The organism is Micromonospora sp. NPDC020750, from assembly GCF_044334565.1.
Taxonomy (GTDB): domain Bacteria; phylum Actinomycetota; class Actinomycetes; order Mycobacteriales; family Micromonosporaceae; genus Micromonospora.
The window spans coordinates 189940-205050 of sequence record NZ_JBIRTH010000011.1; the positions used below are offsets into that span (position 1 = coordinate 189940).

Consider the following 15111-nt stretch of genomic DNA (forward strand, 5'->3'; position numbering starts at 1 on the left):
GGCTCTCTCCCGTCCCTCCCGAGGAAGCGGCACCCCGATGGCCAATGAAGACAAGCTCCGCGACTACCTCAAGCGGGTCATGGCTGATCTCCACGACACCCGCCGCCGACTCAGCGAGGTCCAGTCCCAGGAACTGGAGCCGGTGGCGATCGTGGCGATGAGCTGCCGGCTGCCCGGCGGGGTGCGCAACCCCGACGAGCTGTGGGAGCTGCTGCGGGACGGCCGGGACGCTGTCGCCCCCTTCCCCGCCGATCGGGGCTGGGACCTGGATCGGCTCTACCACCCCGACCCCGACAACCCGGGCACCTCGTACGCCCGGGAGGGCGGGTTCATCGACGGTGCCGGGGACTTCGACTCCGCCTTCTTCGGCATCTCGCCCCGTGAGGCGCTCACCATGGACCCGCAGCAGCGGCTGCTGCTGGAGACGTCCTGGGAGGCGGTCGAGGCCGCCGGGATCGACCCGGCCACCCTGCGCGGCAGCCGGACCGGGGTGTTCGTCGGCACCAACGGGCAGGACTACGGCACCCTGCTGATGATGTCGCCCGACGGCGACGAGGGGCACTCGATGACCGGGGGCGCGGCGGCCGTCGCGTCCGGCCGGGTGTCGTACACCCTCGGGCTGGAGGGTCCGGCGGTCTCCATCGACACGGCCTGCTCGTCGTCGCTGGTGGCGCTGCACCTCGCGGTGCAGGCGCTCCGGGCGGGGGAGTGCGACCTGGCCCTGGCCGGCGGGGTGACCGTGATGGCCACCCCCGGCCTCTTCATCGGCTCCAGCCGGCAGCGCGCACTTTCCCCGGACGGGCGGTGCCGGTCCTTCGCCGCCGCCGCCGACGGCGCCGGGTTCTCCGAGGGCGTCGGCTGGCTGATGGTCGAGCGGCTGTCGGACGCCCGCCGCAACGGCCATTCCGTCCTCGCGGTGGTCCGGGGCTCCGCCGTCAACCAGGACGGCGCGTCCAACGGGCTGACCGCGCCGAACGGGCCGGCGCAGCAGCGGGTGATCAGCCAGGCCCTCGCCTCGGCCCGGCTGTCCACGGCCGACGTGGACGTGGTCGAGGCGCACGGCACGGGCACCAAGCTGGGCGACCCGATCGAGGCGCAGGCGCTGCTGGCCACGTACGGGCAGGACCGGGGCGACACCGGTCCGTTGCTGCTCGGCTCGGTGAAGTCGAACATCGGCCACGCCCAGGCCGCGGCCGGCGTCGCCGGGGTGATCAAGATGGTGCTGGCCATGCGGCACGGGATCGTGCCGGCCACCCTGCACGTCGACGAGCCGTCCCCGCACATCGACTGGACGGCCGGCGCGGTGGAGCTGACCACCGAGGCGCGGCCGTGGCCCGAGACGGGCCGGGTCCGGCGGGCCGCCGTCTCCTCGTTCGGCATCTCCGGCACCAACGCGCACGTGATCATCGAGCAGGCCGACGACGAGCCGGTCGAGCTTCTCGCCGTCCCCACGAGTGCGCCGGGCCTGGTCGACGCGGGCGTGACGGTGTGGCCGGTGTCGGCCCGGTCCAGGGCCGCCCTCGCCGGCCAGGCCGCCCGGTTGGCGTCGTACGTGCGGGAGCGTGACGGTCTCGACCCGGCGGCGGTGGGCTGGTCCCTGACGGCGACCCGGTCGACGTTCGACCACCGGGCCGCCGTGGTCGGTTCTACCGTCGACGAGCTGCTGGCCGGCCTGGACGCCCTGGGCGCGGGTGCGCCGGCCGGCAACGTGGTCTCCGGCGCGGCGGCGGCTCCGGGCGCGGGTCCGGTGTTCGTGTTCCCGGGTCAGGGTGCGCAGTCGGCGCGGATGGCGGCGGGTCTGGTCGGTCGGACGCCGGTGTTCGACGCGCGGCTGGCGGAGTGCCAGCGTGCCCTGGCCCCGTTCCTCGACGTGGATCTCGTCGCGGTGTTGACGGGTGGGGACGAGTCGTGGTTGGACCGGGTCGAGGTGGTGCAGCCGGTGCTGTGGGCCGTCGGCGTCGCCCTGGCTGCGGTGTGGCGGCAGGCGGGCGTCACCCCGCAGGCGGTGATCGGTCACTCGCAGGGTGAGATCGGTGCGGCGTGTGTGGCGGGGATCCTGTCCCTGGACGACGCGGCGAGGACCGTCGCCCTGCGTTCGCGGGCCCTCGCCGTGCTGCGCGGCACCGGGGCGATGGCGTCGGTGGATCTGTCCGCCGACGCGGTGACCGCCCGCCTCGCGCAGTTCCCCGGGGTGGGCGTCGCGGCCGTGAACGGCCCGGCCACGGTGGTCGTGTCGGGTCCGCCGCAGCCGGTGGCCGACCTTGTGCAGGCGTGTACCGACGAGGGGCTGCGGGCCCGGTTGATTCCGGTGGACTACGCGTCGCACTCGGCGTCGGTGCAGGAGGTCGCCGAGCAGCTCCGTACGGATCTGGCCGACGTGACCCCGCAGGCTGGTGACGTCCGGCTGGTGTCCACGTTGACCGGGGACTGGGTGGATCCGGCGTCGATGACAGCGGACTACTGGTACGACAACCTGCGGCAGACCGTGCAGTTCGACGCCGCCGTGCGGGTGGCGATCGCCGCCGGCCACAGCACGTTCGTGGAGATCAGCCCGCACCCGGTGTTGACGATGCCGGTCACGGCGATCCTCGACGACACCGGAACCACCGGACACACCCTGGGCAGCCTGCGCCGGGGCGACGACGACGCGACCCGGCTGTTGACGAACCTGGCGACCGCGCACGCCATCGGCCTGCCCGTCGACCTCACGAACGTTCTTGCCGCCACGGCCACCGTCGACCTGCCCACGTACGCCTTCGACCACCACCGGTACTGGCCCGCGCCGTCCCTGTTCCTCGCCCGCGCCGACGACGAGCCGGACATCGACCGGTGGCGCTACCGGGTCACCTGGGACGCCCTGCCCGACCTGCCGCTGGACCGGCTCGCCGGCACCTGGCTGGTCCCGGTTCCCGGCGGGCTGGGCGAGGACCCGCTGGTCCAGGACGTGCTCTCCGCGCTCGGCAGTGTCGGCGTGGACGCCGTACCCGTCGAGGTGGACACCACCGCCGACGCGGCGGCGCTGGCCGACCTGCTGCGCGACGCGCTGCCCGACGAGGGCCCCGCCTCGGTGCTGTCGCTGCTCGGCCTCGACGAGCGGGCGCACCCCGAACACCCCGCCACCACGCTGGGCGTCACCGGGACGGCCCTGCTCGTGCAGGCGCTCGGATCGCTCGACGTCGAGGCTCCACTGTGGTGCGCCACCCGGCGGGCCGTCGTCGTCGACGCCGAGGACCCGGCGCCGAGCCCGGCCGCCGCCGCCGTCTGGGGCCTCGGCCGCGCGGTCGCCCTCGAACACCCCGGCCGCTGGGCCGGCCTGGTCGACCTGCCGGACGTCCTCGACCCCTGGACGGGGGTGCGGCTCTGCGCGGCGCTCGGCGACAACGGCGGCGAGGACCAACTCGCCGTCCGCGACTCCGGGGTCTTCGCCCGCCGGCTCACCCGGATCACCGAGCCCGAGCCGACCGCGTCCGGCGAGCCGGCGGACGACGGCTGGCGGATGCGCGACACCGTGCTGATCACCGGTGGCACCGGCGGTCTGGGCGGGCACCTGGCCCGCTGGGCGGCCCGCTCCGGCGCCACGCACGTCCTGCTGGCCAGCCGGCGCGGCCCGGACGCCCCGGGCGCCGCCGAGCTGGAGGCGGAGCTGACCGACCTCGGCGTACGGGTCACCGTCGCGGCCTGCGACGTGACCGACCGGGCGCAGCTCGCCGACCTGCTGGCCACCGTCGACGGGGACGCCCCGGTGAGCGCCGTGCTGCACACCGCCGCCGTCCTCGACGACGGCATCGTGGACACCGCCACCCCACAGCGCCTGCACACCGTCGCCGCCCCCAAGTGCGCCGCCGCCGTCCACCTGGACGAGCTGACCCGCGACCTGGACCTGGACGCCTTCGTGCTGTTCTCCTCGGTCGCCGGCACCACCGGCAACGCCGGGCAGGGCGCGTACGGGGCCGCGAACGCCTTCCTCGACGCCCTCGCCGAGCGGCGCCGGGCCGAGGGCCTTCCCGCCCTTTCGGTGGCCTGGGGGGCGTGGAGCGGCGCCGGCCTGCCCGCCGACAACGAGCGCGCCCAGCAGCGGCTGCGCCGGGGCGGCATGGTCGGCATGGACCCCGCCCTGGCCGTCGAGGCCCTGGCCCGGGCGCTGCGCCGGGGCGAGACCAGCACGCTGATCGCCGACATCGACTGGGGTCGGTTCGCCCCCGCTTTCACCCTGGTCCGGCCCAGCCCGCTGATCGGCGACCTCGCCGAGGTGCGCGAGGCGGCCCGGGAGATCACGTCGCAGGCCACGGAGGAGGAGTCGGCAGACTCGTCCGGGGCGCTGGCCCGCCGGCTCGCCGTGCTCACCCCGGCGGAGCGCGTCGAGGCGCTGCTGGAACTGGTCCGCCAGTGCGCGGCGACCGCGCTGGGCTACGGTGCGGCCGACGACATCCCGGCCACCCGGCCCTTCCGGGACCTGGGCCTGGACTCGCTGACCGCGGTGGACATGCGCAACTTCCTGGCCTCCGCCACCGACCTGCGGCTGCCGGCGACGCTCGCCTTCGACTACCCGAACCCGACGGTGCTCGCCGCGCACCTGGACGAGCTGCTCACCGGGGTCGTCCCGGCCGTGACCGCCCCCGCCGCACCCGCCGTGGCCGTCGACGACGACCCGATCGCCATCGTGGCGATGAGCTGCCGTCTGCCCGGCGGGGCGGACGACCCGGAGCGGCTGTGGCAGCTCCTCGCCGCCGGCGGCGACGCGATCGGCGAGTTCCCCACCGACCGGGGCTGGGACCTCGACCGGCTGTTCGACTCCGACCCGGAGAACGAGGGCACCAGCTACGCCCGGGAGGGCGGCTTCGTCGCCGGGGTCGCCGACTTCGACGCCGGCTTCTTCGGCATCAGCCCCCGCGAGGCCCTGGCCATGGACCCGCAGCAGCGGCTGCTGCTGGAGGCGTCCTGGGAGGCGATCGAGCGGGCCGGGATCGACCCGCAGGCGCTGCGCGGCAGCCCCACCGGCGTCTTCGTCGGCACCAACTACCAGGACTACCGGAACCTGATGTACAGCGCCGAGGGCGCCGAGGGACACCTGATGACCGGCAACGCCGGCAGCGTGCTCTCCGGCCGGGTGTCGTACACCCTCGGGCTGGAAGGGCCCGCCGTCTCGGTGGACACCGCCTGCTCCTCGTCGCTGGTCGCGCTGCACTGGGCCTGCCAGGCGCTGCGCCAGGCGGAGTGCTCCCTCGCCCTCGTCAGCGGCGTCACCGTGATGTCCACCCCCGGGGTGTTCGTCGGCTTCAGCCGGCAGCGGGGCCTGGCCCCGGACAGCCGGGTCAAGGCGTTCGCCTCCGCCGCCGACGGCACGAGCTGGGGCGAGGGCCTCGGCGTGCTGCTCGTCGAGCGGCTCTCCGACGCCCAGCGCAACGGCCACCCCGTGCTCGCGGTGATCCGGGGCAGCGCCGTCAACCAGGACGGCGCGTCCAACGGCCTCACCGCCCCGAACGGGCCCTCGCAGCAGCGGGTGATCCGGCAGGCCCTGGCCAACGCCGGCCTCACCCCGGCCGAGGTGGACGCCGTCGAGGCGCACGGCACCGGCACCAAGCTCGGCGACCCGATCGAGGCGCAGGCCCTGCTCGCCACGTACGGGCGGGACCGGCCGGCCGACCAGCCGCTCTGGCTCGGCTCGATCAAGTCCAACATCGGGCACACCCAGGCCGCCGCCGGGGTCGCCGGCATCATCAAGATGGTCCTGGCCCTGCGGTACGGCTACCTGCCGCAGACCCTGCACGTCGACGAGCCGACCGACCAGGTGGACTGGAGCGTCGGCGCGGTCGAGCTGCTCGACGAGGGCCGGACCTGGCCGGTCACCGGCCGCCCCCGGCGGGCCGCCGTCTCCTCCTTCGGGATCAGCGGCACCAACGCGCACACCATCCTGGAACAGGCCCCGGAGCTGCCCGTACCGGCCGAGCCGGCCGGGGACCCGGGCCGGCTGCCGGTGGTGCCGGTGCTGCTGTCGGCACGCACCGCGTCCGCGCTGGCCGCACAGGCCGGTCCGTGGGCCGACCAGGTCACCGGGCCGGAGGCGCCGCCGATGGTCGACGTCGGCTGGTCGTCCGTGGTGTCCCGGGCCGCCCTGGAACACCGGGCCGTCGTCCTCGCCACCGACCGGATCGCGCTACGCACCGGGCTGCGTGCCCTCGGCTCCGGCGAGGAGTCGCCGCTGGTGGTCACCGGCGCGGTCGCGCCCCGGCCGAAGGTGGCGTACCTGTTCTCCGGGCAGGGCGCGCAGCGGGCCGGGATGGGCCGCGAGCTGGCCGCCGCGTTCCCGGCCTTCGCCGCCGCCCTCGACGAGGTCTGCGCCGCCCTCGACCCGCACCTGCCGGGACCGCTGCGGCCGGTGCTGAACGCCTCGCCCGGTACCGCCGACGCGGAGCTGCTGGACCGCACCGAGTACACCCAGCCGGCGCTGTTCGCCGTCGAGGTGGCGCTGTTCCGGCTGCTGCGGGCATGGGGCATGCGCCCCGACGCGGTCGCCGGGCACTCCATCGGCGAGTTCGCCGCCGCCCACGCCGCCGGGCTGCTCAGCCTGACCGAGGCCGCCGAGCTGGTCGCCGCCCGGGGCCGGCTCATGCAGGCGCTGCCGGCCGGCGGGGCGATGCTCGCGGTCGCCGCCGCCGAGGCCGACGTGCTGGCCTCGCTCGGCGACCGCGCCGACCGGGTCTCCGTCGCCGCCGTCAACGGCCCCGCCGCCGTGGTGCTGTCCGGGGCCGGCGACGCCGTCGAGGAGCTGGCCGCCGAGTGGTCGGCCCGAGGCGTACGCATCCGGCGGCTGACCGTCAGCCACGCCTTCCACAGCCCGCTGATGGACCCGGTGCTCGACGACCTCGCCGTCGTCGCCGCAAGGCTGGAGCAGCGGACCCCGACCGTGCCGATGGTCTCCACGGTCACCGGCGCGGTGGTCGACCCGGCGGAGCTGGCCAGCCCGGCGTACTGGGTGCGACACGCCCGCGACGCCGTGCGTTTCGCCGACGCCGTCACGGCCCTGCGGGCCCAGGGCTGCACCGGGTACGTCGAGATCGGCCCGGACGGGGTGCTCACCGCCCTCACCCAGGCAGTCCTCGCCGAGGATGCCCCGGCCGGCGGTCGGGCCCCGCTGGTCGTGCCGACGCTGCGCCGGGACCGGCCGGAGCCAACCGCCCTGCTGCGGGCCGTCGCCGCGCTGCACACCCACGGCGTCTCCCCGGACTGGTCCGCCCTGTACGAGGGCACCGGCGCCCAGCCGATGGACCTGCCCACGTACGTGTTCGACCGGCAGCGCTACTGGCCGGAGCCACCGGACTGGGCCGCCCTCGTTGCCGCCGAGGACGACAGCACCGAGGTCGAGCGCCGGTTCTGGGCGGCGGTCGAGGCCGAGGACTTCGATTCGCTGACCCGCGAGCTGGACGTGGACCGCGACCAGCCGTTCGGGGCGGTGCTGCCGGCCCTGTCCGCGTGGCGGCGGCGCGGCCGGGAACGCTCGCTCGTGGACGGTGCCCGGTACCGGGCGGTCTGGGAGCCGCTGGCCGGCACGCCGACGGAGCAGGACGCCGGCCCCTGGCTGGTGCTGCTGCCCGCCGACCGGGCCGACGACCCGGATCTGAACGCCTGCACCTGGACCCTCGGCGGCGACGTGACGACCGTGCCCGTCGACACCGCCGCCGACCCCGACGAGCTGGGCGGCCAGCTCGCCGACGTGCTCGGCGAGGCGCTCGCCGCGGCCGACGGGACGCTGTCGATCCTGTCCTTCCTCGGCCTGGACGACGCCCCGCACGCCGAGCACCCGGTGCTGCCCCGCGGCCTCGCCGCGACCGTGCAGCTCCTCCAGGAGCTCACCGACACCGTCGCGGCGGCCCGGCTGTGGTGCGTCACCCAGGGCGCGGTCGGCGTCGGCGACGGCGACGTGCCGGTCAACCCCCGCCAGGCGATGCTGTGGGGGCTGGGCCGGGTGGCCGCGCTGGAGCAGCCCGCCCGCTGGGCCGGGCTGGTCGACCTGCCCGCCACCCTGGAGAGCTGGACGGCGATGCGGTTCGGCGGCATCCTCACCGGCGGTGTGGGGGAGGACCAGCTCGCCGTCCGCGACTCCGGGGTGCTGGTCCGCCGGCTCGCCCCGGCCGTCACCGCCGGGGAGCCCGCGCCGTGGCAACCCCGGGGCACCGTGCTGATCACCGGCGGTACCGGGGCGCTCGGCGGGCACGTGGCCCGCTGGGCGGCCGGCGCCGGCGCAGAGCGGGTGGTGCTGACCAGCCGACGCGGTGCCGACACCCCCGGCACGGCCGAACTGCTCGCCGAGCTGGACGCCCTCGGCGTCTCCGCCCGGGTGGCGCGGTGCGACGCCGCCGACCGGGCCGCCATGACCGACCTCGTCGCCGAGCTGCGGCGGGAGGGCCCGCCGCTGCGCGCGGTGCTGCACGCCGCCGGGGTCAGCGAGGTGGTGCCGCTGGCCGACACCACCCTGGAGGACCTCGCGTACGTCATCGCCCCGAAACTGGCCGGTGCCGAGCTGCTCGACGAGTTGCTCGACGGCGTCGAGCTGGACGCGTTCGTGCTCTTCTCGTCGATCGCGGCGGTGTGGGGCAGCGGCGGGCAGGGCGCGTACGCCGCCGGCAACGCGTACCTGGACGCGCTGGCCGAGCAGCGGCGCGGCCGGGGCCTGCCGGCCACCTCGGTGGCGTGGGGGCCGTGGACCGAGTCGGGCATGTTCGTCGACGACGCGCCGGAACAGCTGCGCCGCCGTGGCCTGCGGGTGATGCCGCCGGGCGTGGCGATGGCCGGCCTGCGGCACGCCCTCGCCGCCGGGGACGTCACCGTCACCGTCGTCGACGTCGACTGGGCCACCTTCCAGCCGTTGTTCACCGCGCTGCGGCCCAGCCCGCTGCTGGCCGACCTGCCGGCCGTGCGTGCCCTGACGGAGACCGTCGCCGACGGCCCCGCCCCGGCCGCGCCGGCCACCCGGGACCTGCTCGCCGGGATGCGCGCGCTGCCCGGCGAGGAACGGCGGGCGGCACTGCTGGAGATGGTGCGGGTGGACGCGGCGAAGGTGCTCGGCCACTCCTCCGCCGACGTGATCGAGACCGACCGGGGCTTCCTCGACCTCGGCTTCGACTCGCTGACCGCCGTGGAACTGCGCAACCTGCTCACCGCGGCGACCGGGCACGAGCTGCCCACCACGGTCGTCTTCGACTACCCGACCCCGGCCGGCCTGGCCGACCACCTCTACGAGGAGCTCTTCCCCGACGCGGGGGCGGCGGCCGGCGACGACGGCGACGAGGAGTCCGTCCGCCGGGTGCTGGCCGCGATCCCGCTGGACCAGCTACGCCAGGCCGGGCTGCTCGACCAGCTGCTCCAGCTGGCCCGCGCGGCCGGGCCGGTCGCGGGCGCGCCGGTGGTCGTCCCGGCCGCGCCGGAGGCCGAAATCCGCGAACTGGACGTCGCCGGTCTGGTCCGGATGGCCCTGGAAGGCTCCGACTCGTGACCCGGCTGGCCGCAAGGAGCCCCCGATGAGCGTCTCACTGGACGAGGTCGTCAGCGCGCTGCGCGCGTCCCTGCTCGACAACCAGAAGCTCAAGCAGCAGAACCAGCAGCTCGCCGCCACGCTCACCGAACCGGTGGCGATCATCGGGATGAGCTGCCGGTTCCCCGGCGGCGTGCGCTCGCCGGAGCAGCTCTGGGACCTGGTCGCCGCCGGGGCCGACGCGATGGCGCCGTTCCCCGACGACCGGGGGTGGAACCTCGACGCCCTGTACAACACCGACCCGGACAGCCGGGGCACCTCGTACGTGCGGGAGGGCGGGTTCCTCTACTCCGCCGGCGACTTCGACCCCGCGTTCTTCGGCATCAGCCCCCGCGAGGCGCTGGCCATGGACCCGCAGCAGCGGCTGCTGCTGGAGGCCGCGTGGGAGGCGTTCGAGCGGGCCGGGATCGACCCGACCACGCTGCGCGGCGCGCCCACCGGCGTGTACGCGGCGACCAGCAGCCAGGGCGACTACGCGGCCCTGCTGTCCGGGGTCGGCGGCGGCGTCGAGGGGTACCTCGGCACCGGCAGCGCCGCCGCCGTGGCCAGCGGCCGGATCTCGTACGCCCTCGGGCTGGAGGGCCCGGCGGTCACCGTGGACACCGCCTGCTCGTCATCGCTGGTCGCGCTGCACCTGGCCTGCCAGGCCCTGCGGCTGGGCGAGTGCACCCTGGCGCTGGCCGGCGGGGTGTCGGTGATGGCCACCCCGACGGTCTTCGTGGAGTTCTCCCGCCAGCGTGGGCTGTCCACCGACGGGCGGTGCAAGTCGTTCGCCGCCGCCGCCGACGGCACCGGCTGGTCCGAGGGGGTCGGCATGCTGCTCGTCGAGCGGCTCTCCGACGCCCGCCGAAACGGCCACCGGGTCCTCGCCGTGGTGCGCGGCAGCGCGGTCAACCAGGACGGGGCCAGCAGCGGGCTCACCGCCCCCAACGGCCCCTCCCAGCGTCGGGTGATCAAGCAGGCGCTGGCCAACGCCGGGCTGACCGCCGACCAGGTCGACGTGGTGGAGGCGCACGGCACCGGCACCACCCTCGGCGACCCGATCGAGGCGCAGGCGCTGCTCGCCACGTACGGCCGGGACCGGCCGGCGGACCGGCCGCTGCTGCTCGGCTCGGTGAAGTCGAACATCGGCCACACCCAGGCCGCCGCCGGGGTCGCCGGCATCATCAAGATGGTCCACGCCATGCGGCACGGGACGCTGCCGTCCACGCTGCACGTCGACCGCCCCACCCCGCACGTCGACTGGTCCGCCGGGGCGGTGTCCCTGCTCACCGAGGCGGTCCCGTGGCCGGAGACCGGGCAGCCGCGCCGCGCCGGGGTGTCCGCGTTCGGGGTCAGCGGCACCAACGCGCACACCATCATCGAGCAGCCCGACCCCGCCGACGTGCCGCCGCCCCGTCCCGCCGGGGCACCTGCCCCGCCGGCGCCGTGGATCGTCTCCGCCCGTTCCGCGCCGGCCCTCGCGGGGCAGGCCCGCCGGCTGCTGGACCACCTGGCCGCCCACCCCGACCTGACCCCGGCCGACGTGGCGTACTCGCTGGTCACCACCCGGGCGGCGCTGCCGCACCGGGCGGCCGTGACCGGCGCGGACGGCGACGCGCTGCGGGCCGGCCTGCGGGCCGTCGCCGAGGACCGGCCCGCCGCGGGCGTGACCCGTGGGGTGGCCCGCCCGGCCGGCAAGCTCGCCTTCCTCTTCACCGGCCAGGGCGCGCAGCGCCCCGGAATGGGTGCCGAGCTGCACCGCCGGTTCCCGGTCTTTGCCGCAGCCTTCGACGAGGTGGCCGCCGAACTCGACCGGCACCTGACCCGCCCGCTGCGCGAGGTCGTCTTCGCCGACCCCGGCTCGCCCGAGGCGGCCCTGCTGGACCGCACCGAGTTCACCCAGCCGGCGCTGTTCGCGTACGAGGTGGCCGCGTACCGGCTGGTCACCGCGTGGGGGCTGCGCCCGCAGCAGCTGCTCGGGCACTCCGTCGGCGAGCTGGCCGCGGCGCACGTCGCCGGGGTGCTGTCGCTGGCCGACGCGGCGACCCTGGTGGCCGCCCGGGGACGGCTGATGCAGGCCCTGCCCGACGGCGGGGCGATGCTGGCGGTCCGGGCGTCCGAGGCGGAGGTGGCGCCGCAGCTCGGCGACCGGGTCGCCCTGGCCGCCGTGAACGGCCCCGCGTCGGTGGTGCTCTCCGGCGACGCCGACGCCGTGCTCGCGGCCGGCGAGAGCCTCGCCGCGCAGGGCAGGCGGACCCGCCGGCTGCGGGTCAGTCACGCGTTCCACTCCGCCCGGATGGACGCCATGCTCGCCGACTTCCGGGTGGTCGCCGAGAAGGTCACCTGGCATCCGCCGAGGCTGCCGGTCGTCTCCGACCGCACCGGCGACGTGCTCACCGCCGAGCAGGCCACCGACCCCGGCTACTGGGTCGACCACGTGCGGGACACGGTGCGCTTCCACGCCGGCATCGCCACCCTGGCCGCCGCCGGGGTGGGCACCTTCCTGGAGCTGGGCCCGGACGGCGCGCTCACCGCGCTGGGCCGGGAGTGCCTGCCCGACGTCGACCCGGCGGCCTTCGTGCCGGTGGCCCGCCGGGACCAGCCGGAGGCGGCCGGGCTGCTCGCCGCCCTCGCCGCCGTGGACCTGCGGGGTACCGCGGTGGACTGGCCCGCCCTGTTCACCGGCGCCGACGCCGCCCGCGTCGACCTGCCCACCTACGCCTTCCACCATGAGCGGTACTGGCCGGAGCCGCCCGGGTTCCGCCTCGTCCCGCCCCCGGCGGCGGACGCCGTGGACGGGGACTTCTGGGCCGCCGTCGAGGCCGACGAGCCGGCCGCGCTGGCCGCCGTCCTCGGCCTCGGCGGCGACCGGCGGGACGCCCTGGCCGAGCTGCTGCCCGTTCTCGGGGCGTACCGGGGCCGGCAGCGCCGGCGTACGGAGCTGGACGGCCTGCGGTACCGGGCCGGCTGGGCGCGGATCGCCCCGCCGACCGCCGTCGCCCCGCCGGCCGGTCCCTGTCTGGTGGTCGCCCCGACCGGCGTGGACGCGGACCCGGTGCTGGCCGCGCTGCGCGCCGAGGGCCTGTCGCCGGTGCTGGTGCCCGTGGGCGACGACCCCGGCGACCTCGTGCTGCCCGCCGGGGACGCCCCGTCGGTCGTGGTGTCGCTGCTGGCGGCGGGCGACCCGGCCGGCACCGTCGCTTCGGCGGCGGGCGACCTGGCCGGCACCGTCGCTTCGGCGGCGGGCGACCTGGCCGGCACCGTCGCGCTGGCCGGCACCGCCGCGCTGGTCCGGGTCCTGGGCGCGGCCGACGGCGGCGCGCCGGTGTGGTGCGTGACCCGGGGAGCCGTCGCCGTCGACCCGGACGATCCCGCGCCGGGCGTCGCCGGGGCGTACGTCTGGGGCCTGGGCCGGGTGCTCGCGCTGGAGATGCCACGGCTGTGGGGCGGCCTGGTAGACCTGCCGGCGGAGCCGGACGACGCCGCCCTCGCGGCGCTGGCCCGGCTCGTCGCGGCCGGGAGCGACGAGGACCAGCTCGCGGTCCGGCCCGCCGGGGTGTACGCGCGGCGACTGGAACCCGCCCCGACGGGCCCGGCCGCCGCCGACGAGGACTGGCATCCCAGGGGAGCGGTGCTGGTCGACGGCGCGGCCGGCGTGCGGGGCCCGCACGTGCTGCGCTGGCTCGCCGACCGGGGCGCGCGGCACCTGGTCCTCACCGGGGCGGCCCTGCCCGCCGAGGCGGCAACCGGGCTGACCGGGCGGGGCGTCGAGGTCACCCCGGTGGACGATCCCGCGGCGCTGCCTGGCCTGCTGGACCGGCTCGCCGCCGACGGCCACCCGGTCCGCACGGTCGTCCACGTGGCCGACGCCGGCGGGGCGGGCGAGCCGGTCGCCGGCCTGGACCCGGCGGAGCTGGCCGTCGCCGTCGCCGCCCGCGTCGCCGCCGTGGAGCTGCTCGACTCCGCCTGCGCCGACCGGCCCGTCGACGAGTTCGTGGTCTTCACCTCCACCGCCGCGACCTGGGGCGGCGGTGGCGCGGCGGTCACGGCCGCCGCCGGCGCGGGCCTGGAGGCGCTGGCCGCCCGCCGCCGGGCCGCCGGCCGGCCGACCACCGTGCTGGCCTGGGTGCCGTGGGCTGACGAGGTCGCCGAGCCGGAGCAGCTACGTCGCCGGGGCGTCCGGCCGCTCGACGCCGAGCTGGCCGTCGCCGCGTTGCAGCAGGCCGTGGGCCGGGGCGACGACCAGCTCGCCGTCGCCGACATCGACTGGCCCGCGTTCGTGCCGGCCTTCACCGCGGTACGGCCCAGCCCGCTGCTGCGCGGCGTTCCCGAGGCGACGGCCGCCGCCGCGGCGGACGGGTCGGCCGGGGGCGACGCCGGCGACCCCGCCCGGGCGCTGCTGACCCGACTAACCGGCAGCACCGCCGCGGACCGGGAGCGGATCCTGCTGGACCTGGTCCGGGCGCGGGTGGCCACGGTGCTCGGGCACGCCTCGCCCGGGGCGATCGAGGCCGACCGGGACTTCCTGGAACTCGGCTTCGACTCGCTGACCGCCCTCGAACTGCGCGACGCGTTGCGTCAGGAGACCGGCGCGGAGCTGTCCGCCACCCTGCTGTTCGACCACCCCACCCCGACGGCGCTGGCCCGGCACCTGCTCGGCCAGCTCCTCGGCGCGGGCGCGGCCGGCGACGCGGCGACCGGAGCGGGCGACGGCGGCGGGGTGGGCGGCGGCGGGCTGCTCGGCGGGCTGTTCAACCAGCCCAAGGCTCGCGAGGACTCCGCCGGGTACGCCGAGCTGCTGGTCAAGCTCGCCCAGTTCCGGCCGTCCTTCACCGACCCCGGGCAGCTCTCCCGGCCGGCCGGGATCCTTCGGCTGGCCGAGGGCGGCGCCGGTGCGCCGCTGGTCTTCTGCTGCACCATGTCGCTGCTCTCCGGCGCGCACGAGTACGCCCGGCTCGCGTCCGGCTTCCGCGGCCTGCGCGACGTCTGGGCGCTGCCCAACCCCGGGTTCGGGGCGGGCGAGGAGCTGCCCGCCGACCTGGACGCCCTGCTGCGGGTGCACGCTGACACGGTGCTGCGCGCCATCGGCGACGGCCCGTACGTGCTGGGCGGGCACTCCGGCGGCGCGATGGTCGCCAACGTGCTCGCACGCGAGCTGGACCGCCAGGGCCGGCCGCCGGCCGCCGTGGTGCTGATGGACACCTACCCGGCCGACAGCGAGGTGCTCGGCGGCTGGGTGCCGGAGCTGCTCGACGGGATGACCGAGCGGGACAGCGCGTACACCCCGATGGACGACTGGCGGACCACCGCGTGGGCCGGGTACCTGCCGTTGTTCCTGGACTGGCAGCCCGCCCCGATGACGTCGGCGACCCTGCTGGTGCGGGCCAGCGAGCCGCTGGGGAAGTGGACGGGGGAGGCCGACGGCTGGCGGTCCCGGTGGCCGTACCCGCACGAGGCGGTGGACGCGGCCGGCGACCACTTCAGCATGGTCGCCGACCGGGGCCCGCAGCTGGCCGCGAGCCTGCAGGGGTGGCTGGCCGGGCATGGCCTGTGAGGGCCCGCGCCCCTGCGATCCCCCTAGCGCCCCCTATTCAAAGATC

At 76.7% G+C, this 15111-nt stretch carries 2 protein-coding genes; both read left to right on the forward strand.

All coding sequences use genetic code 11. From position 1 onward, the window contains the following. Positions 1-37 precede the first annotated feature (37 nt). Positions 38-9490 carry a type I polyketide synthase gene (locus ACH4T9_RS28085; protein ID WP_396674132.1) on the forward strand — a complete coding sequence of 3151 codons (9453 nt, stop codon included), beginning with the start codon at positions 38-40 and terminating at the stop codon, positions 9488-9490. Positions 9491-9515: 25 nt separating this feature from the next. After that, entirely contained in the window at positions 9516-15065 is a 5550-nt protein-coding gene (locus ACH4T9_RS28090; protein WP_396674131.1) for a type I polyketide synthase, read from the forward strand. Positions 15066-15111 lie beyond the last annotated feature (46 nt).